The sequence below is a fragment of the Azospirillum sp. NS33 genome (assembly GCF_059703765.1).
Window position 1 is genome coordinate 1 of the sequence record NZ_BAAKJB010000044.1, and the last position, 20,929, is coordinate 20,929.

General features: G+C 71.7%; 13 protein-coding genes. 7 read left to right on the top strand and 6 right to left on the bottom strand.

Annotation, left to right across the window (positions count from 1 at the left end; all coding sequences use genetic code 11):
* Positions 1-305 precede the first annotated feature (305 nt).
* Entirely contained in the window at positions 306-5,105 is a 4,800-nt protein-coding gene (locus tag AC6H2I_RS26835) for a chemotaxis protein CheB (RefSeq protein WP_497503842.1), read from the bottom strand.
* A gap of 193 nt (positions 5,106-5,298) precedes the next feature.
* Positions 5,299-5,823 carry a hypothetical protein gene (locus tag AC6H2I_RS26840; protein WP_497503843.1) on the bottom strand — a complete coding sequence of 175 codons (525 nt, stop codon included), beginning with the start codon at positions 5,821-5,823 and terminating at the stop codon, positions 5,299-5,301.
* 116 nt (positions 5,824-5,939) lie between these two features.
* Between AC6H2I_RS26840 and dusA the strand changes: the two genes are divergently transcribed.
* Positions 5,940-6,926 carry a tRNA dihydrouridine(20/20a) synthase DusA gene (gene dusA, locus AC6H2I_RS26845; RefSeq protein WP_497503844.1) on the top strand — a complete coding sequence of 329 codons (987 nt, stop codon included), beginning with the start codon at positions 5,940-5,942 and terminating at the stop codon, positions 6,924-6,926.
* Between the two features lie 31 nt (positions 6,927-6,957).
* Here dusA and AC6H2I_RS26850 read toward each other — a convergent pair whose 3' ends face one another.
* Together AC6H2I_RS26850 and AC6H2I_RS26855 are read right to left on the bottom strand one after the other, a co-directional pair.
* On the bottom strand, positions 6,958-9,678 hold the full coding sequence (locus AC6H2I_RS26850) for an EAL domain-containing protein (protein WP_497503845.1): 2,721 nt from the start codon (positions 9,676-9,678) through the stop codon (positions 6,958-6,960).
* A gap of 180 nt (positions 9,679-9,858) precedes the next feature.
* A complete protein-coding gene (locus AC6H2I_RS26855; protein WP_497503846.1) occupies positions 9,859-12,033 on the bottom strand; it encodes a malate synthase G in 2,175 nt (724 codons plus the stop codon).
* 305 nt (positions 12,034-12,338) lie between these two features.
* Here AC6H2I_RS26855 and AC6H2I_RS26860 point away from each other — a divergent pair, with 305 nt between their 5' ends.
* The 5 genes from AC6H2I_RS26860 to AC6H2I_RS26880 all read left to right on the top strand — a co-directional run bounded on the left by AC6H2I_RS26860 (position 12,339) and on the right by AC6H2I_RS26880 (position 17,030).
* Positions 12,339-13,922 carry a gamma-glutamyltransferase family protein gene (locus tag AC6H2I_RS26860; RefSeq protein ID WP_497503847.1) on the top strand — a complete coding sequence of 528 codons (1,584 nt, stop codon included), beginning with the start codon at positions 12,339-12,341 and terminating at the stop codon, positions 13,920-13,922.
* Positions 13,923-14,032: 110 nt separating this feature from the next.
* Entirely contained in the window at positions 14,033-14,899 is an 867-nt protein-coding gene (locus AC6H2I_RS26865) for an LOG family protein (RefSeq protein ID WP_497503848.1), read from the top strand.
* A gap of 86 nt (positions 14,900-14,985) precedes the next feature.
* Positions 14,986-15,432 (top strand): carboxymuconolactone decarboxylase family protein, encoded by a 447-nt coding sequence (locus AC6H2I_RS26870; protein WP_497503849.1) that lies wholly within the window; start codon positions 14,986-14,988, stop codon positions 15,430-15,432.
* A complete protein-coding gene (gene sigJ / locus AC6H2I_RS26875; protein ID WP_497503850.1) occupies positions 15,429-16,319 on the top strand; it encodes an RNA polymerase sigma factor SigJ in 891 nt (296 codons plus the stop codon). The genes AC6H2I_RS26870 and sigJ overlap by 4 nt, the downstream gene beginning before the upstream one ends.
* 33 nt (positions 16,320-16,352) lie before the next feature.
* Positions 16,353-17,030: an MlaA family lipoprotein gene (locus tag AC6H2I_RS26880; protein ID WP_497503851.1), complete on the top strand. Its 678-nt coding sequence runs from the start codon at positions 16,353-16,355 to the stop codon at positions 17,028-17,030.
* Between the two features lie 10 nt (positions 17,031-17,040).
* On the opposite strand, the gene AC6H2I_RS26885 is transcribed toward AC6H2I_RS26880, so the two are convergent.
* Entirely contained in the window at positions 17,041-18,537 is a 1,497-nt protein-coding gene (locus AC6H2I_RS26885) for a CoA-acylating methylmalonate-semialdehyde dehydrogenase (RefSeq protein WP_497503852.1), read from the bottom strand.
* A gap of 163 nt (positions 18,538-18,700) precedes the next feature.
* Here AC6H2I_RS26885 and AC6H2I_RS26890 point away from each other — a divergent pair, with 163 nt between their 5' ends.
* The gene (locus AC6H2I_RS26890; protein WP_497503854.1) at positions 18,701-19,861 is read left to right on the top strand and encodes a thiolase family protein; all 1,161 of its coding nucleotides are present in this window, start codon (positions 18,701-18,703) and stop codon (positions 19,859-19,861) included.
* Positions 19,862-19,867: 6 nt separating this feature from the next.
* On the opposite strand, the gene AC6H2I_RS26895 is transcribed toward AC6H2I_RS26890, so the two are convergent.
* Positions 19,868-20,785 carry an alpha/beta hydrolase gene (locus tag AC6H2I_RS26895; protein ID WP_497503855.1) on the bottom strand — a complete coding sequence of 306 codons (918 nt, stop codon included), beginning with the start codon at positions 20,783-20,785 and terminating at the stop codon, positions 19,868-19,870.
* Positions 20,786-20,929: the final 144 nt, after the last annotated feature.

Genomic DNA, 20,929 nt, shown 5'->3' on the forward strand with positions numbered 1-20,929 from the left:
ACGCTCTCTGGGAGGCCATTCGACAGGGCATCGACGCAATCACGTCGGCGGAGTGCGTCAACTTCTTCGCCGCCGCCGGATATGACTGCGATTGAGAAGAAAATGCTCTAGGCTGGCGTACATGGCACCGCACAGCGCAAGGAACGGCGCAAACGAGTCGGTGACCTGCCATGAACTGCGCCACAGGCTGGGCTGCCGGCACGCGGCCGGGATTGCGTGCTGTGCGGACGGGTGCATGTCGCGTTCCACTCTCCAGTCCTTTGCTTCACTACGGGCAGCGGCACCGGCAACGGCGCAGGGACGGCTCATCCGTCGCGTCCATGCCCCAGCACGGAGGCGATGGCCGCAAGAAGTTCATCGGGCGCGACCGGCTTGTGCAGCAGAGTGAAGCCGCTGGTCCGGACCTCGCGGATGCGCTCCGGCGAGGTGTCGCCGGTCAGGATGATTCCAGGCAGCGCGGTTCCCAGCGAGGCGGACAGACGCCTGATAACCGCGGCTCCGGTATCGTCCCCCTGAAGCCTGTAGTCAGCGACGATGAGGTCCGGAACCCGCTGATTGGAGACCTGAGCGACGGCCGAGGCGAAATCCGCCGCCGCGGACACCGTAAAGCCCCGCCCGGCAATGAACAGCTGGATGGCGTTGAGGAGAATGGGGTCGTCCTCGATCACCAGGACGTGGTGGCCGGTACCATCCGCCTGTGGTTCGGCGGAGGACGGCTCCGGCGCCTCGGCATTGGCGCTGGCGGGGACGACGATCTCGAACACGGACCCCTTGCCAACGGCCGACCGGACGGCGATGGAGTGCCCGAGCAATTTGGCCAGGCGTTCCACGATGGCCAGCCCGAGCCCCAGTCCGCGGCTGCGGTCCCGACCGGGGTTGTCGACCTGATGGAACTCTTCGAAGATCGCCGAGATCTGGCTTGCGGGTATGCCGCGTCCGGTGTCCCAGACCTGAATGTGGACCGTGTCGCCGCGTCGGCGGCATCCGATCAGGACGCGGCCATGGTCGGTGTACTTGATCGCATTGGCGACGAAATTTTGCAGAATGCGGCTCAGCAGCGCCGGGTCGCTTTGGACCGCGAGAGCGGTTCGCGCCGATCGCAGGTCGACGCCCACTGACCGGGCGATGGGGGTGAAATCGTTCGCCAGGTGGTCGAGCATCGGTTGCAGCGCGAACGCCTGCGGTTTCACCTCGACCACACCGGCGTCGAGACGGGACACATGGAGGATTTCGTCCAGCATGGAACGCAGCGATTCCAGGGTGCTCCCCATGCTTTGCAGGAGCGGCGCCACCTTTCCTCCAGGGTCCTCCTCGCTCAGGAGATGGTGGAACAGAATTGCCGCCTGGACCGGCTGGCGAAGGTCGTGGCTGGCTGCGGCGAGGAACCGCGTCTTGCCAGCACTCGCCTGCTCGGCTGCGACCTTTGCTATGGCCAAGGTTTCGCTTGCCCGTTTTTCGACTGTGACGTCCTCAATGCCGAGGAGCACCTGCTGGTCGGAGTGGTTCAACCGCCGGGCGTTCAGCCGGAGGGTGCGCGGGCCGAGGCTGTCCTCGCCGAAGAGGATTTCCCATTCCTCCATCGGGGTGCCGGTATCGACAACCGTCCTGACCATGTCCAGGACCCCGCCATGCCGGAAGATCCCTTCGGCCAGCACCCACAGCGGCTTTCCGAGGGTTTCCTCCGACGTACTGCCGAACATCCGGTGATAGGCCCGGCTCGCACCGACCACGTGCATGGTCTGGTCCAGGACCAGCAGCGGTTCTCTCACGGTGTCGACGATCGCCTCGGCGAAGTTGCGGGCGGTCTCCATGGCCTCCAGGGTGGCGGCCCGTTCCCTGGCAAGGCCGAGAACGTTGCCGACGGCCTGAACGAACTCAAGATCATCGCGGTCGAAAGAGCGTGACCGGCAACTGAACAGCGCGAGGATCGACGGCGGCTTGGCCGTGTCGCCGAAAGCGACAGCGATGCCGCTCACCGTCCCCGGCGGTGCGATCGGCGGGCCGCCCGGCCGCAGCCCTTCTGCGGCGAAGTCGGCGACGAGCACCGGCTGCCGCGAACGAAAAACGCGACCAACGAGCGTCGAAGGATCGACCGCCGCAACGGTGTTCCTGTCCTCGGCGTGGTGGCAGCCGAAGCCGTCCAGCAGCACCAGTCCTCCACCGGAAAATGAGGGAACAAAGATGCCGACGCTCTCCGCATCCAGCATCTCCCCGGTCAGGCGGCAGGCTGTTTCAAACAGGATGCCGGGAGCCTCGGCCGCAAGGGCCTTGCGGCCGAGATCGGCCACCAGCCTTTGCTGGCGCGCCCTGGCGGCGAGAATCGCCGCTGTCCTTTTGAGTGCGGTGACATCGTTGAACGTGATCACCGTGCCTTCGATTCGCTGATCCTGGGTCCGGTAGGGTTGGACGCGGCGCAGCAAGGTCAAACCCTGGTCCGTTTGGACCTCCCGCTCCAGCGGCGCCAGATTGGCATTGACCTGCCGGATGTCGGCGACCAGATCGGGGTCGGTGAACTTTCGTGAAATGTCGGCGAGGGGGCGACCGATGTCCGTTGGAATAAGGGAAAAGAGACGGGTCGCCGCCGGCGTGAATCCCTTGATGTGCAGGTCCGGCGACAGAAACAAGGTCGAAATGTCCGTGCTCGACAACAGGTTTGTCAGATCGTCGGTCGCCGATTCCAGTTCGTCGACTTTTTCATGAAGCTGCGCATTTACGGTTCCAAGCTCCTCGTTTAGGGACTGCAATTCCTCCTTCGAAGTCTCTAGTTCTTCGTTTGATGACTGAAGTTCTTCGTTGACCGACAAAATTTCCTCGTTGGCGGCGCGAAGGGCTTCGTTGGATCCTTCCAATTCCTGGATCGTTGCGTTCAGGTCCTCGCGGGTGATGCGAAGCTCGTTCTCCAGTTGCTCAAGGACGGCCGTATCGGTTTTATCAGCGATCCCGGTGGATTCCGCGCCGGTCTCCGGGAGCCGGGCTTGCGCCTGCGCGGCCTCGGTGATGAACGTCACCAGAAGGAGTTCGCCCGCCGACCTCGGCGTGCGCACCGGCATGATCGATATTGAAACCGTCGCCCTGCCGCCGGGACGGGAAAGACGGACCGCTCCGACGGTGACGGGCTGATCCGAGGCTATGGCCTGCTCCACCGCGCCGCGGACCTTCAGGCGGAGGTCGCCGCGCATCATCGCCAGCAGCTCCTGCGGAAGCTCCCCCGTGGGCAAGTCCAGGAAGTCGCCGGTGGGGCCATGCAGATACAGGATACGGAGCCGATGATCGATCAGCACCGCCGCTGGGGCGTAGGCGAAAAGAAGCGCTTGCCGGGTGATCTCGGCCGGGCCGATGCGGCTGTAGACCGGCGGCACCGGTGACGCACCGTGTGGGCCGGGCCCGGATGCGGGCAGCGCGACGCCTTTCCGTCTTCCCGTTCCGAGCTTGCGATAGAGGCGCCACTTCTTGGACAGCGGTTCGAACAGATCCGTCTGCGAGCCGATGGTCTCGGCGGAGCCCAACAGCAGGCAGCCGGCATCGCCGAGACCGAAATGGAAAAGGTCGAGGATCGATCGCTGAAACGTCGGTTCGATATAGATCAGCATGTTCCGGCAGCTGATCAGGTCCAGGTTCGAGAATGGCGGGTCGCTGATCACGTTCTGGACGGCGAAGGACACCGATTCCCTTAATTGCCGCGTCACCTTGTAGCCGGAGTCGACCTTGGCGAAGAACCGGGCTAGACGCACGGGCGACACGTCGACGGCGATGGTGTCCGGATAGATGCCGGTGCGGGCGACATCCAACGCATGAGCGTCGAGATCCGTGCCGAACACTTTGATCTCGAGAGTCTTGCCCGATTGTTCGCAGGCCTCCCTCAGCAGCATGGCGATGGAATAGACCTCCTCGCCCGTTGCACAGCCGGCCACCCAGACGCGGATCGGCCGTTCGGCCGGGCGGTCCCGAACCATCGGCGCGATGGCCCGCTCGGCCAACGCCCCGAACGCTTCGGGGTCGCGAAAGAAGCGTGTCACGCTGATCAGGATGTCCCGGGCCAGTTGCTCCACCTCGCCGGGGTGGGTTCCCAGGAATTCGAGGTAGGCACGCAGGTCGGCGATCTGGTGAACGCCCATCCGGCGCTCGACGCGACGCGTCAGCGCCCGCGTCTTGTAGGCGCGATAGTCATGACGCGTGCGCGCCTGCATCAGCGTCAGGATGCGTTCCAGGTCCTCGTCGTCGGCAAGCGGGTTGTCCTCCGCCGCCGCGTTGTGCACATACGGTTGGTGTACGAACCGGATGATTGCGGCCGGCATCTGCTCGGGGGCCAGGACATAGTCGACAAGGCCGGTTGCGATGGCACTGCGTGGCATGCCGTCATACGCCGCGGTGGTCGGATCCTGGACGACCACCAGTCCCCCGCTTTCCTTGACCGCTTTCAGTCCGATCGTTCCGTCGGCACCGGAACCGGACAATACGATGCAGATGGCCCCCTGCTGCCGGTCCGCGGCGAGCGAGCGGAAAAATATGTCGATGGGTAGCGCCGTGCCGCCGACGTCGGGATCGACGATGGTAAAATGCCCGTCCGTGACACCGGGCGTGCTTCCCGCCGGAACGACATAGGCGTGGTTTGCCGCGATCACGCCGCCGTTCGTGGCGGTGAGGACGGGTACCGTCGCCGCTCTTGCCAGCAGTTCGACCATCAAACCCTCATTGTTCGGCGTACGGTGCTGGATGATGACGATGGCCAGTCCGCTCGCATGGGGCAAAGCGGCCAGAAAGGCGGTGATCGCCTTCAATCCGCCGGCCGACGCTCCAATTCCGATCACCGCAACGGGCGGCTCGGCGGAACTCCCGTCCCGCGGCGCTGTGGCAGAGGACAAACAAGAAGCGGTCTCGGAGGCGCCACCGGCCGAGGGATGGATCATGACCAGTCCTTTCAAAACGCGCGCAGCCTGGCCAAACCCGGCGAACCACCCCTTCGTGCGGGCTGCATTCCGGAAAACCGCCTGCACGATACAATGGCTCGCCGGCAGCGACATGCGAGCGATGGGCGTAACGTCAGTACCCCGGCGATGCGGTTCAATCGCCGAGCGCGCGTCAGCGGCGGCGAACGCGTTGCCCAAAGTCGTTGCTCAATCCCACTCGCGCCCGGAGGCGCGCGGGCACGCAATCACGATGCTGTCCGAAGGGATAAATACGATAGTTAGATTTGCAATCCGCGTAAAGTCCGTCGAGCCGGCGGCTATCAGCTTTTTGTCGGAGCGCGCCAAGAAATATATGATCATTCGGGCCGAAAAGTCACGGCTCGCTGAATTTTTACCGTGGTGGTATCCGCCGATGGCGACTTTGGGCAGGACGGGTCCACGTTGCCCCATTTTTCTTTTGGATTGCTTCACCCTTGCCGACAAGACCAAGTCGCTTCAGCGCGATGCAGGCGAGATCGACCGGTTCCACTCTGACAGGTAATCCTTGAACAGCCGCAGCAGGGGCCAGGACGAGCTTGACCATGTCGATGTCGATGCCAACCGTTACATGGCCGGCTCCTTGCACCGCCCGATCGCGTGCGAACCCGATCAGTCGCTCGCGGTCGAGAGAGGCTATGGTACAATTGCCGAGTTGTTTCTTCAGCATGTCAAGCGTCGCCGTTTTGGAGCGAAGGGGTGTCTTGCCGACCGCGCACGTGTCCTTGATGTGAAGATCAATCCGTTCGCCGAACGTTTTCAGACGCACGATGCGCGATCCCGTGGGAGCTTCGCCGCGGTAGGTATCGCTCACGTAGCGCCCTTTGCGTCGGATCTGGACACGCCAGAACGCGGAAGGAAGCTTCGTGAAGGTGGCCATTTTCGTGCGCACTCCCCGTGCACTCAGCCATCGAAACAGGACGAGAAACGTCGTATCACACCGCACGTTCGCAGGCACACCGCGCCATCCAACCACCGGACACCGCAGGGACGAACATGACCTATCAATGGCCTCGCCTCTCCGTGGCGCCGATGATGGAGTGGACGGACCGGCACTGCCGGCACTTCCACCGCCAGCTCAGCCGGGGCACGCTGCTCTACACCGAGATGGTGACCGCCGGCGCCGTGCTGCACGGCGACCGCGAACGGCTGCTGGGATTCGGCCCGGCCGAGCACCCGGTGGTGCTGCAGCTCGGCGGGTCGGACCCGGCGGAGCTGGCCGCCGCCGCCCGGGTCGCCGAGGACTGGGGCTACGACGCGGTCAACCTCAACGTCGGCTGCCCCAGCGACCGCGTGCAGTCCGGCCGCTTCGGCGCCTGCCTGATGGCGGACCCCGACCTGGTCGCGCGCTGCGTCGGCGCCATGCTGGACGCCGTGGCGATCCCGGTCACCGTCAAGTCGCGCATCGCCATCGACGCGATGGACGAGTGGCCGACCCTGGACGGCTTCGTGCGGACCGTGGCCGGCGCCGGCTGCGGCCACTTCGTGGTGCACGCCCGCAAGGCCTGGCTGAAGGGCCTGAGCCCGAAGGAGAACCGGGACGTGCCGCCGTTGCGCTACGACCTCGTGCACCGGCTCAAGCGCGAGCACCCGCACCTCAACATCGCCATCAACGGCGGCATCCGCACCCTCGACGAGGCGGCCGGGCAGCTCGAGGCGGTGGACGGCGTGATGATCGGCCGCGCCGCCTACGAGACGCCGTACCTCCTGGCCGACGCCGACCGCCGCGTCTTCGCCGGCGGCCCCGGGCCGGAGCGCCACGCGGTGGTGGAGGCCATGCTGCCCTACGTGGAGGCGCAGCGCGGCCGCGGCGTGCCGCTGGCCTGCATCACCCGGCACATGCTGGGCCTGTTCCAGGGCCTGCCCGGCGCCCGCGCCTGGCGCCGCCATCTCAGCGAGAACGCCCACCGGCCGGGCGCCGGGCCGGAGCTGCTGCGCGAGGCGGCCGCCCGGGTGCCCCGGACCGAGGCGGCGGCGGCCTGACTCGGCGGTGGCCTGAACGGGCGCCGCCGCCTCACGCCGCCCGCAGCAGCGCCTCGGCGTCGGCGGCGGGCAGGGGCCGGGCGAACAGATAGCCCTGGCCGTAATCGCAGCCGATGGCGGTGACGATGGCACGCTCCGCCTCCGTCTCCACCCCCTCGGCCACCACCTCCAGGCCGATGCGGTGGGCCAGGTCGACGACGCCGCGCAGCAGCGCCTCCTGCCGCGGGTCGGCGCCCAGCGCGCTGACGAAGCTGCGGTCGATCTTTAGCACGTCGAAGGGCAGCCGGCTGAGGTGCGAGAGCGACGAGTAGCCGGTGCCGAAATCGTCCATGCACAGGGGCAGGCCGAGCGCGCGGAAGCGCTCCAGGATGAGCCGCGCCTGGTCGTGGTCGCCCACCGTCATGCTCTCCGTCACCTCGATCTTCAGCCCGGCCGGATCGCTGGCGGAGAGGAAGGCCAGCAGTTCGTCGACGTGGCGCTCGTCCCACATCTGCCGGGCCGAGAGGTTGACGTTGACGGTGACGCCGGCGGCGTCCGGCAGCGCGCGCCAGCGGGCGAGCTGGGCCACCGCCTGCTCCAGGACATGGCGGCCCAGCGGCAGGATCTGGCCGGTCTCCTCGGCGATGGGGATGAACTGGCCGGGGCTGACCAGCCCCAGCTCGGGGTGGCGCCAGCGCACCAGGGCCTCGAAGCCGGCGACCCGGCCGTCGCTCAGGGCGACGATGGGCTGGTACACCAGGAACACGTCGCCGGCGGCGATGGAGGGGGCCAGGTCGCGCTCGAGGCGGCTGCGGATGAGGATCGCCTCGCGCAGCGAGGCGTCGAACAGGACGGTGCGCCCCTTGCCCTTCTCCTTGGCACGGTAGAGGGCGATGTCGGCGTCGCGCAGCAGCCGGTCGGGATCGCCGGCGGTGCCGTCGTCGACCGCCAGGCCGATGCTGAGCCCGACCCGCAGGTCCATCCCGCCGGCCTTGAGCGGCTTCTGGAACGCCCGCTCCACGGCGCCGGCGCGGGCCACCGCCGCGTCCTGGCCGGCCGGCACCACCACCACGAACTCGTCGCCGCCCAGGCGCGCCACGAGCTCGCCCTCGTCCAGCAGCCCGGCGATCCGCCGGGCCGTCGCCACCAGCAACTGGTCGCCCACGGCATGGCCGAGGCTGTCGTTGATGACCTTGAAGCCGTCGAGGTCGATGAACAGCAGGGCCAGACCGTCCGTGGCGGCGGCGGTCGGGCGGCGGGCGGTCCGGCCCGGGGCCCGACCGGTCGGGCGGTCGTGCAGCCAGTCCACCAGGAAGGCGCGGTTGGGCAGTCCGGTGAGAAAATCGTGGGTGGCCTGGTGGACCAGGCGCGCCTCGTAGGATTTGCGGTCGCTGACGTCGGCGACCGAGCCGGCCAGCCGGGTGACCCGCCCGTCGGGCGCGCGGGCGACGATGCCCCGCAGGTGCAGCCACGCGGTGCCGCCGTCGCCGACGCCCCCCCCGTCGAGGCCGCCGTCGGCCCCTGCCTCCGGGCCACCCTCCGGGCAGTCGGCGGCGACGCGGAACTCCGCCTCGAACGCCGTGCCGTCGGCGCCCCGGGCGCCGCCCCGGATGGCCGAGGCCAGGGTGGCGCGGTCGGCCGCGTGGACCCGTGACAGCAGCGTGGTCAGCGCCGGCGCCGGCGCCCCGGCGCCCTCCTCGCCGCCGTCCGGAAGGTCCAGCATCTGGCGCAGCCGGGGCGACAGGTAGAGCCCGCCGCCGGCGCGGTCCCAGTCCCACAGCCCGTCGTTGGCCGCCGCCGCGGCCATGGCGTAGCGCCGCTCGCTGTCGCCCAGCCGTTGCGTCTTCTCCTCGATGGCGGTGAACAGGGTGCGCAGCGCGGCGCGGCTGTCCTCCAGGGTGCGGCCGAGCAGGCCCAGCTCGTCGCCGCCGCGCCAGCGGAAGGGCCGGTCGAGGTCGCGCCGGGCCAGGCGCTGGGCGTCGGCCACCAGCCGTCCCAGCGGGCCGACGATGCGGGCGCGGGTGAACCACACCGCGGCACCGGCCAGGCCCAGGACCAGGACGCCGATGGCGGCGCCGCCGACCGCCATCAGGCGGCGCAGGGTCTCGATGTCGGTGAGGGTGGCGGCGGTCAGCCGGGCGCGCCGCATGGTGAGCTGGGTGTTCAGCGCCGCCAGGCCGGCCACCGCGTCGCGCCGGCAGGCGTCGAACGCCTCATCGGAAATCGCCGCGGCCGGGTCCTCCACCTGCATCTGCACGGCGTCGAGGAAGGCGGCGATGGCGGCGATGGCGCGCGCCTCGTCGTCGCTGGGCGGGATGATGTCGCGGTAGATGGCGAGGTTGGCCCGGGCCAGCATCAGCGCGCGGTCCAGCGCCGCGCGGTGGACGCCATCGCCCGACGCCCGCTGCTCCTGGTAGCGGTCGATGACGCCGCCCAGGCCGAGATGGCCGCGCAGGTCCGACAGGGCGTCCGACTTGGTGGCGGCCTGCAGGTCGTAGTCGCGCCAGCCCTCAGCCACCGCCCCCATGCCGCGTGCCAGCTCCAGCCCGACCACCGACATGACGGCGAGGCAGACCACCAGCGCCGCGGCGAGCAGCATGGCGGAGCGCGCGATGGTCAGCGGCGGCCGGCGCGCGGCGGGCCGCGCGTCCTGGCGCGCCTCGGACCGCGCGTCCTGGCGCGCCTCGGACCGCGCGTCCTGACGCGTCTCGAGCCGCGCGTCCTGACGCGCCGCGCCGGGAGCCACCGCGTCCCTTTCGGCGATGTCGCTCACCCCGTCCCCCGTTCGCGTCGGCGGGCCCCCCGGCCGGCGGCGCCCCCTGATCACGCGCAGATCATCCGGGGCGAGTATACGGGGATAACCTGGGCGCGAACAGGTTTCGTTCGCCGTCGCGTCCGGGGGCGCCGGGGGCGGGCTCCGCCCGGTGGGACGGAGCCCGCGGGGATCACCGCGTCACGCCGCGTCGCGGGCCTTGCGCTCGATGCGGCGGCGGTGCAGCACCGGCTCGGTGTAGCCGTTGGGCTGCTCGCGGCCCTTGAACACCAGGTCGCAGGCGGCCTGGAAGGCGACGCTGTCGTCGAAGCCCGGGGCCATCGGCCGGTAGGCCGGGTCACCGGCGTTCTGGCGGTCGACCACCGCGGCCATGCGTTTCATGGTCTCCATCACCTGCGCCTCGCTGCACACCCCGTGCAGCAGCCAGTTGGCGATGTGCTGGCTGGAGATGCGCAGGGTGGCGCGGTCCTCCATCAAACCGACGTTGTTGATGTCGGGCACCTTGGAGCAGCCGACCCCCTGGTCGATCCAGCGCACCACGTAGCCGAGGATGCCCTGGGCGTTGTTGTCCAGCTCCTGCTGGATCTCCTCGGCCGACCAGTTCGGGCGGTCGGCCAGCGGGATCGTCAGGATGGCGTCGAGGCTGGCCCGCGGCCGGTCCTTCAGCTCCTCCTGGCGGGCCGCCACGTCGACCTTGTGGTAGTGCAGGGCGTGCAGGGTCGCGGCGGTGGGGGAGGGCACCCAGGCGGTGTTGGCGCCGGCCATGGGGTGGCCGATCTTGGTCGCCAGCATCTCCGCCATGCGGTCGGGCATGGCCCACATGCCCTTGCCGATCTGGGCCCGGCCCTTGAGGCCGCAGGCCAGGCCGACGTCGACGTTCCAGTCCTCGTAGGCCTTGATCCAGGCCGAGGCCTTCATGTCGCCCTTGCGGATCATCGGCCCGGCCTCCATGGCCGTGTGGATCTCGTCGCCGGTGCGGTCGAGGAATCCGGTGTTGATGAACACCACCCGGTCCTTGGCGGCGCGGATGCACTCCATGAGGTTCACCGTGGTGCGGCGCTCCTCGTCCATGATGCCGATCTTCAGGGTGTTGCGGGCCAGGCCCAGGGCGTCCTCGACGCGGGCGAACAGCGCGTCGGTGAAGGCCGATTCCTCCGGCCCGTGCATCTTCGGCTTGACGATGTAGACCGACCCCGCCCGGCTGTTGCGCAGGCCCCCCGTGGCCTTGAGGTCGTGCATGGCGATCAGCGACGTGAAGACCGCGTCGAGGATGCCCTCCGGCGCCGCGCTGCCGTCCGTCAGCGTCACCGCGTCCACGGTCATCAGATGGCCGACGTTGCGCACCAGCATCAGGCTGCGGCCGTGCAGGGAGAGCGTGCCGCCGTCGGGGGCGGTGTAGGTGCGGTCGGGGTTGAGGCGGCGCTCCACCGTGCGCCCGCCCTTCTCCAGGCTGGCGGTCAGGGTGCCCGTCATCAGCCCCAGCCAGTTGCGGTAGGCCAGCACCTTGTCGGCGGCGTCGACCGCGGCCACCGAATCCTCGCAGTCCATGATGGTGGTCAGCGCCGCCTCCATCACCAGGTCGGCAACGCCGGCGGGGTCGTCCTTGCCGATGGGATGGCCGCGGTCGACGACGATCTCCACGTGCAGGCCGTGGTTGGCCAGCAGCACCACCGACGGCGCCGACGCGTCGCCCTGGTGGCCGGCGAATTGCGCCGGATTCGTCAGCCCGACGGTGCGGCCATCGGCCAGCGTCACCGCGAGCGCGCCGCCGGCCACCGCGTAGCCCGTGGCGTCGGCGTGGGAGGCCCCGGCCAGCGGCGCCGTCTCGTCGAGGAACTGGCGGGCGAAGGCGATGACCTTGGCGCCGCGCGCCGGGTCGTAGCCGCCGGTCACCGGCTCGGCCGAAGCGGGGATCGCGTCGGTGCCGTAGAGCGCGTCGTAGAGGCTGCCCCAGCGTGCGTTGGCGGCGTTCAGGGCGTAGCGCGCGTTCATCACCGGCACCACGAGCTGCGGCCCGGCGACGGTGGAGATTTCCGGGTCCACGTTGGCGGTGCCCACCTGGAAGGGCGCGCCTTCGGGCTGGAGATAGCCGATCTCCTGCAGGAACCCCTTGTAGGCGGCGCGGTCGAGGTCGCGGCCGCGGCGCTCCCGGTGCCACACGTCGATGCGCGCCTGCAGGTCGTCGCGCCGGTCCAGCAGGGCGCGGTTGCGGGGCGCCAGGTCGTGGAGGATGGCGTCGAGTTCAGCCCACAGGCGGTCCGCCGAAACGCCGGTGCCGGGCAGCGCCTCGTCCTCGACGAAGCGCTTCAGCTCGGCCGCGACCTGGAGGCCGCCGATCTGGATCCAGTCGTTCATGTCTGCGTCGTCCCTTCTTTTTGCTTTCTGCGGGGCGATCCGGCCGGCCACGGCTCCGCCACCCCTTTTCCGCGCCCCGATAGCAATGCTGCTGCGCACCAAAGGTCAATGATTTTCTTCAGCACCCCGAAATCGACGGAATGTTGCGCAGCCGGCGCATGCCGGTCCGGCCGCCGGAGCGCCGTTGGTGCGCCGGCACGGCGGCTCGCCTTCGCGGTTGCGGTCCCCGCCCGGGCCAGCCTATCGTAACCTTAACGGCCCAGCGCCGCCCACCCCTTCGCGTCCACACCCCGAGGTCCCGAGACATGCTCCAGACGCCACGCGCCCTGCGCGGAATGGTCACCTCGCCCCACCACCTGGCGAGCGAGGCCGGCCTGCGGGTGCTGCGCGACGGCGGCAACGCGGTGGAGGCCGCGGTGGCCGTGGCGGCGACCCTGGCGGTGGTCTACCCCCACATGACCTCGATCGGCGGCGACGGGTTCTGGCTGATCGCCGAGCCCGGCCGGGATCCGGTGGCGGTCGACGCCTGCGGCGCCACCGGCGCCGCGGTGGACCCCTCGCTCTACCCCGGCCAGACCTCCCTGCCGACGCGCGGGCCGCTGGCCGCCATGACCGTGGCCGGCACCGTCTCCGGCTGGCGCGCCGCCCTGGAGGTCGCCGCCGCCTGGGGCCCGGCGCTGCCGCTGGGCCGCGTCCTCGACGACGCCATCCAGCACGCCGAGGGCGGCTTCGCCGTCACCGAGAGCCAGGCCGAGCTGACCGCTGCCAAGCTGGCGGAGCTGGCCGGTGTCAGCGGCTTCGCCGACCAGTTCCTGGTGGACGGCCGGGCACCGGAGGCGGGTGCCACGATGCGCCTGCCGGCGCTGGGCGCCACCTTGCGCCGGCTGGCGGAGCGCGGGCTCGACGACTTCTACACCGGCGCGACCGGGCGGTCGGTCGCCGCCGACCTCGCCCGGGCCGGCTCCCCGGTGACCGCCGCCGACCTCGCCGCCCACGCGGCGCAGATCCGCGAGCCGCTGTCGGTGGCGGTGCGCGGGGCCCGCCTCTTCAACTTCCCGCCGCCGACCCAGGGCATCGCCTCGCTGCTCATCCTCGCGCTGTTCGACCGGCTCGGGGTGACCGAGGCCGAGGGCTTCGCCCATCTCCACGGCATGGTGGAGGCGACCAAGCAGGCCTTCCTGGTGCGCGACCGCGTGGCCATCGACCCGGCGTTCTGCACCGAGGACCCGCGCGCCGCGCTGACCGAGGAGTCGCTGGCCCGGCTGGCGGCCCGCATCGCGCCGACCCGTGCCCTGCCATGGCCGGCGCCGCCCAGCGGCGGCGACACGGTGTGGCTCGGGGTGGTCGACGGCCAGGGCCGCTCGGTCAGCATGATCCAGAGCATCTTCTTCGAGTACGGCTCGGGCGTCGTCCTGCCCGAGACCGGCATCGTCTGGCAGAACCGCGGCTCCAGCTTCGCCCTAGAGGCGGGGGCGGTGAACCGCCTGTGCCCGCGCCGCAAGCCGTTCCACACCCTGAACCCGGCGGCGGCGCGCTTCGACGACGGGCGGACCATGGTCTACGGCACCATGGGCGGCGAGGGCCAGCCGCAGACCCAGGCCGCGGTGTTCTCCCGCTACGGGATGTTCGGCCAGCCGCTGCAGCGGGCGGTGACGGCGCCGCGCTGGCTGCTGGGCCGGACCTGGGGCGAGCCGAGCGTCAGCCTGAAGCTGGAATCCCGCTTCGACCCCGCCCTGCTCCAGGCCCTGCGCGACGCCGGCCACGACGTCGAGGTGTTGCCCGCCTTCACCGCCACCATGGGCCATGCGGGCGCCATCGTGCGGCGCCCCGACGGGGTGCTGGAAGGGGCCACCGACCCGCGCAGCGACGGTGCCGTCGCGTCCTACTGACGGCCGATCCCCGCGACCAAACGCCGCCGCCGCCTGTTGAAGGCGGCGCGGCGACACCCCGGCGGCCCATCACACCGTCCGTCACCCCCGCAACCCGACCGGAGACCGGCATGGCCGACCCGACCCCCCCGAACCACACGTCCGCGGCCTTCCGCCTGGCCTTCGAGGACCGCGAGTTCCTGACCAGCCCCTCCATGCGGGGCCTGCGGTTCATGCTGGAATACGCCAAGCCGGAGGAGCGCCTGCAGGCATGGGGGGTGCGCACCACCATCGTCGCCTTCGGCAGCGCCCGCGTCCCCTCGCCCGAGCAGTCCGAGGCCGAGTTGTCCGCCGCCCGCACGCCCGAGGAGCGGGAGCGGGCGGAGCAGCGCGCCGCGCGGGTGCCGTGGTACGAGGAGGCGCGGCGCTTCGGCCGCATCGTGTCGGAGCGCGGCGGGGCGCTCGCCCCCGACAGCGACGGCCAGCGCGACAACGTGATCGCCACCGGCGGCGGCCCGGGTCTGATGGAGGCCGCCAACCGTGGCGCCGCCGAGGCCGGTGCGCCCAGCGTCGGCTTCAACATCACCCTGCCGCGCGAGGAGCGCCCCAACCCCTACAGCACGCCCGACCTGACCTTCCGCTTCCACTACTTCGCCATCCGCAAGATGCACCTGGCGATGCGGGCCAACGGCCTGGCGGTGTTCCCCGGCGGCTTCGGCACGCTCGACGAGGGATTCGAGATCCTGAACCTGCAGAACACCAACAAGGCGACCCGCCTGCCCATCGTCCTGGTCGGCCGCGCCTACTGGAGCGAGATCGTGAACTTCGAGGCCCTGGTCCGTCACGGCATGGTCAGCCCGGAGGACGTCGAGCTGTTCGATATGGTCGACACCGCCGAGGAGGCCTGGGAGGTCATGAACCACCGCGGCCTGAAGCGCGGCGCGCCGCCGCTGGGCGCCGCGGGGACCGGCATCCACTCCGGCGCGAACGCCGGCTGACCGGCGCCGGGCTCATGGCTGCCATGCGTCACACCCGGCGCGGCGCCTCCGTCCTGGGGGCACCACAACGGGAAAGGACCCACACCATGAGCCTGCGCATCGACGTCGAAGCCGACGCTCCCGCGCTCTACCAGGCCCTGATCGGCGTCACCGTGGCGATCGGCAAAACGGCGCTGCCCCACGCCCTGAAACACCTGATCGACCTGCGGGTGTCGCAGATCAACGGCTGCGCGTACTGCATCGGCCTGCACACGGACTGGGCGCTCAAGGGCGGCGAGCGGCCGGAGCGGCTGGAGGCGCTGGCCGGCTGGCGGGAGTCGCCGCTGTTCGACGCCGCCGACCGCGCCGCCTTGGCCTGGGCCGAGGCGCTCACCGGCGGCGAGACGGACAACCTGGACGCGCTCCACGCCGAGTTGGCACGGCGCTTCGACGCGGCCGGGGCCGCCGCGGTGACGATGGCGGTCGCCGCCATCAACGCCTGGAACCGCGTCGGCCTGGCCCGCCATCGCCACGCCGAGGCGGCGGCGGCATGACCGGAACGGCGGACTCGCGGCTGGCCCTCTTCGTGGCCGAGCGCCCCCGCCTGCGGGCGCTCGCCTACCGCATGCTGGGCTCGCTGAGCGACGCCGACGACGTCGTGCAGGACGCCTGGCTGCGCTGGACCGCCGTCGACCCCGCCACCGTCGCCGCGCCGGGCGGCTTCCTCACCACGGTGACCGCCCGGCTGGCGCTGGACCGCTTGCGGGCGGCCCGCGCCGCCCGCGACGCCTATGTGGGAACCTGGCTGCCGGAGCCGGTGGTCGCCCCGGCCGACACCGCGGAGGAGCCCGCCGGCACCGTGCCGATGGCGCTGCTCCTGCTGCTCGAGCGTCTGACCCCGGTGCAGCGCGCCGTCTACGTCCTGCGCGAGGCGATGGAGCTGAGCTACACGGATGTGGCGGCCGCGCTCGACCACAGCGCCGCCGCCTGCCGGCAGATCATGCGCCGCGCCCGCGAGGCGCTGGCCGGCCCGCCCCGCTACGCCGCCGACGCCGCGGCGGCGCGGCGGGTGGCCGAGGCGTTCCGCGCCGCCAGCGCCGCCGGCGACCACGCCGCCATCGTCGCCCTGCTGGCCGAGAACGCGGTCCTGCTGGCCGACGGCGGCGGCGTCGCGCGCTCCGCCCTCAACCCCATCCGCGGCGCGGACCGCATCGCCCGCTTCCTGCTGGGCCTCGGCCGCAAGAGCGGCTTCGCGATCGACCCCACGCCGCTGCGGGTCAACGGCCAGCCCGGGTTCACGGTGCGGGTGCGCGGCACCGCCTATGGCGTGCTGGGCTTCGACTGCACCGGCGGGCGCATCGGTGGCCTCTACCTGGTGGTCAACCCGCACAAGCTGGCGAACGCCGGCCCGTTCCGCGACGCCCTGGCCCAAACCGGCTGACGGAGACCGGCCGGCGATGCTACCGTCGATACCATGACGCCCCGCCTCCCGCACGCCGCCGCCGCGCTCGCCGCCCTGACGCTGCTGGCCACCGCGCCGGCCGCCCTGGCCGACCCCCTGGAGTCCGTCAACCGCGCCATGTTCGACTTCAACACCGCCGCGGTGGACGGGGTCATCGCGCCGGCCACGGCGGCGCTGCGCGCCTGGGTGCCGGAACCGGTCCGCCAGGCCGGCCACAACATGTACGAGAACCTGACGGAGCCGGAGTTCATCGTCGCCCATCTGCTGGACGGCGACCACCGGGCGGCCACGGACTCCCTGAAGCGCCTGGCCATCAACTCCACGGTGGGGCTGGCCGGGGCGTTCGACGTGGCGACCGCCGCGGGGGTGGTGCGCACGCCCGTGGCCTTCGGCGGGGCGCTGTGCCGGGCCGGACTGCCGGCCGGCGACTATCTGGTGCTGCCGCTGGTCGGCCCGACCAACGTCGCCATGGCGACCGCGATCACCGGCTTCATCGTCGGCGGCTGGTACGGGCTGTCGCTGATCTCCGCCGAACTGGCCACCGCCGACCTGGTGGTGGATGTCAGCGCCTCGGCCGCCAGCCTGCGCCACGCCGGCGAGGCCGCCCCCGACGGCGGCGACCCCTACCAGCTCCAGCGCCGCGGCTACTGGGACGCGCTGGCCGCCGAATGCCCGGCCGAGGCCGGCTGACCCGCACCCGTCACGTCATCACCGGCATGACGAAGTCGGCGCCGGCCCGCACCCCGGTCGGCCAGCGCGTGGTGACCGTCTTCAGGCGGGTGTAGAAGCGCACCCCCTCCGGCCCGTGCACGTGGTGGTCACCGAACAGGGACTGCTTCCAGCCGCCGAAACTGTGGAAGGCCATGGGAACGGGGATGGCGACGTTGACGCCGACCATGCCGATCTGCACCCGGTGGACGAAGTCGCGGGCGGTGTCGCCGTCGCGGGTGAAGATCGCGGTGCCGTTGCCGAAGGCGTGGTCGTTGACCAGGCGCACCGCGTCCTCGTAGGTGGGCGCGCGCACCACCGACAGCACCGGGCCGAAGATCTCCTCGCGGTAGACGCGCATCTCCGGCGTGACGTGGTCGAACAGGCAGCCGCCCAGGTAGAATCCGCCCTCGTAGCCCTGGATGCGCAAGCTCCGGCCGTCCACCACCAGGGCGGCGCCCTCGGCCACCCCGGCGTCGACGTAGCCGCGCACGCGGGCGAGGTGGTCGGCGGTGACCAGCGGCCCCATCTCGGCGTCGGGGTCGGTGCCGGGCAGCACCTTCAGGTTCTCCACCCTGGGCTTGAGCGCGGCCACCAGGCGGTCGCCGCTGTCACCCACCGCGACCGCGACGGAGACGGCCATGCAGCGCTCCCCGGCCGAGCCGTAGGCCGCACCCATCAGCGCGTCGACGGTTTGGTCGAGGTCGGCGTCCGGCATCACCACCAGGTGGTTCTTGGCGCCGCCCAGCGCCTGCACCCGCTTGCCGGCCGCCGTGCCGGCGGTGTGGACGGCGCGGGCGATGGGGGTGGAGCCGACGAAGCTGACCGCCTGCACGTCGGGATGGGCCAGCAGCGCCTCCACCGTCGCGCGGTCGCCGTGCACCACGTTGAAGACGCCATCGGGCAGCCCGGCCTCGCTCAGCAGCTCGGCCAGGCGAACGGCGGTGGACGGGTCCTTCTCCGAGGGCTTGAGGATGAAGCTGTTGCCACAGGCGAGCGCCACCGGGAACATCCACATCGGCACCATGGCCGGGAAGTTGAAGGGGCTGATGCCGACGCAGACGCCGAGCGGCTGGCGCACGCCGACGCTGTCGATGCCGGTGCCGACGTTCTCGCTGAACTCCCCTTTCAGGAGCTGGGGGATGCCGCAGGCGAACTCCACCACCTCCAGGCCGCGGGTGACGGAGCCGCGGGCGTCGCTCAGCACCTTGCCGTGCTCGGCGGTCACCAGGGCGGCCAGCTCGCCCATGTGGGCGTCGACCAGCTCGCGGAACCGGAACAGGACCCGCGCCCGCCGGGGCGGCGGGGTGGCCGCCCAGGCGGGGAAGGCCGCCGCCGCCGCCGCCACCGCGCGGCCGACCGCGGCGGCATCGGCAAAGGGCACGCGCGCCGTGCGCTCGCCGGTCGCCGGGTTGAAGACGTCGCCGAAGCGGTCGCCGGCGCCCTCATGGGCGCGTCCGGCGATGTGGTGCGGCACGATGCGGGTCATGGGCGCCTCCCTTGCGCGTCCTGGCTCTTGCCCGGGCGCCGTCGTCCGGCCCGGGGACGACACTCTACGACCACACCGCCGCCGCGGCCAGCGGTGGACGCCGGCCGGGGGACCGGCCTAGGGTGGGGCGGACTCCCGCCCCGCGCCGCTGCCGAGACCGCCCATGCCCCGCGCCATCGTCGTCGCCGCCCGCCGCACCGCCATCGGCCGGCGCGGCGGCGCCCTGCGCACCCTGCCGGTGGAGGCGCTGGCGGCGCCCGTGATCATGGCCGTGCTGGCCGACGCCGGCATCGATCCGGGGGAGGTCGACGACGTCCTGCTGGGCAACGCCGTCGGGCCGGGCGGCAACGTGGCGCGGCTGGCGGCGCTGGCGGCGGGGCTGCCGGTGTCGGTGCCCGGGGTCACCGTCGACCGCCAGTGCGGCTCCGGCCTGGAGGCGATCAACCTGGCGGCCCGGCTGGTGGAGGCCGGGGCCGGGGAGGTCTATCTGGCCGGCGGCGTGGAGAGCACCAGCACCGCGCCCTGGCGGGTCGCCCGCCCGGCCACGCCGACCGCCACCCCCGCCTTCTACGACCGCGCCCGCTTCGCCCCCGACGCCATCGGCGACCCGGACATGGGGGTGGCGGCGGAAAACGTCGCCACCGCCTTCGGCATCGGCCGCGAACGCCAGGACGCCTACGCCCTGGCCAGCCACGCCAAGGCGGTGGCGGCGCGGGCGGCCGGGCGCTTCGCCCGCGAGATCGTGCCGCTGGCCGCTGGCGACGGCACGGTGGTCGGCGCCGACGAGTGCCCGCGCCCCGACACCTCGGCCGCGGCGCTGGCGCGGCTGCCGCCGGCCTTCGTCCGCGGCGGCACGGTGACCGCCGGCAACGCCTGCCCGGTCAACGACGGGGCGGCGGTGGTCGCCGTGGTGTCGGAACGCTGGTTCGCCGCCCGCGGGCGCGGCGCCGGGCTGGTGGTGGTGGACAGCGCCGCCGCCGGCGTCGACCCGAACCTGCTGGGCACCGGACCCATTCCCGCGGTGCGCCGGCTGCTGGCCCGCAACCCCGGCCGGCGCCTCGCCGACGTCGACGTGGTCGAGTTCAACGAGGCGTTCGCCGCCCAGGTGCTGGCCTGTCTCGACGCCCTGGGGATCGCGCCGGAACGGGTGTGCCCGGACGGCGGGGCGCTGGCGCTGGGCCATCCCTTCGGAGCGTCCGGCGCGATCCTGGTGACCCGCCTGTACAGCGCGTTGGCCGCCGCCCCCGGGGCCGCGCGGTGCGGCCTGGCGACCCTGGGGATCGGCGGCGGACTCGGCCTGGCGACGCTGGTGGAGCGGGCGTGAACGGGCTCACCCCGCGCAGGCCGGCGGCAAGGCCCGGAGATGGGCGTCGACATCGTCCAACGTCGGGGCGAGGAAGCGCAGGGGTGCGGCCAGGGAGCCGACCAGACTGACGTGGCCGATGCCGGCGTAGCGCCGCAGGGTGACCGGCACGCCGGCCTCGCCCAGCCGGGCCGCCAGGGTCTCGCTGTTGGCCGGGACCACGGTCTCGTCGTCGGCCCCGGTGATCAGCAACGCCGGCGGGGCGGTGGACTCCACGTGGGTGATCGGCTGCGTCTCCGGCCCGGCCGGTCCCGGCCCGAAGATGGCGCGCAGGTCGTCGTCCTCCAGCGGCAGGAAGTTGTAGGGCCCGGCCAGGCCGACCATGCCGCGCACCCGGCACGGCGGCAGGCCGGCGTCGGCCAGGCGGTGCGCGTCCAACGCCAGCATGGCGGCGATGTAGGCGCCGGCGGAGTGGCCGGCCAGCACCACGCCGGCGCCCCCTGCGGCGCCCCCTGCGGCGCCCCCCGCGGCGCCCCCTGCGGCGCGTTCCACCGCCGCCACCGCCGCCGCGCCGTCGGCCAGGAAGCCCCGCCAGCGCACCTGCGGAAAGAGCCGGTAGTCGGGGATGGCGGTGGTGTAGCCGCGCGACGCCAGGGCCTGGGCGACGAAGCGGTAGGTCGCCTTGTCCCCCGAGTCCCACCGCCCGCCGTAGAAGAAGACGATGGCCGGCGCGCCGGGGCGCGGCGCCGCCGGGCGGTAGAGGTCCAGGCGTTGGCGCGGGTCCGGGCCGTAGGGGAGGTCGCGCTCCACCCGGTAGCCGTCGCGGGGGGTCAGGGCGTCGACGATGGCGCTGCCGGAACAGCCGGCCAGCGGGAGGGCCGCCCCCGCGGTCATCACGCCCAAAGTCATCACCATGGTGGCCGTCAGGCTTCGCTGCGCTCGCATGCCCCATGACCTACACCGGCCAACCGCCGCGTCCAGGGCCGCCGCCGGACTCGGCTGCATACAGTAATATGCAGAAGTCGGTCGCCGCCATGGTATGATCCGGGGATGGTGCGGGGTGCCTGCGCCATCCCGCCGATGTCCGGC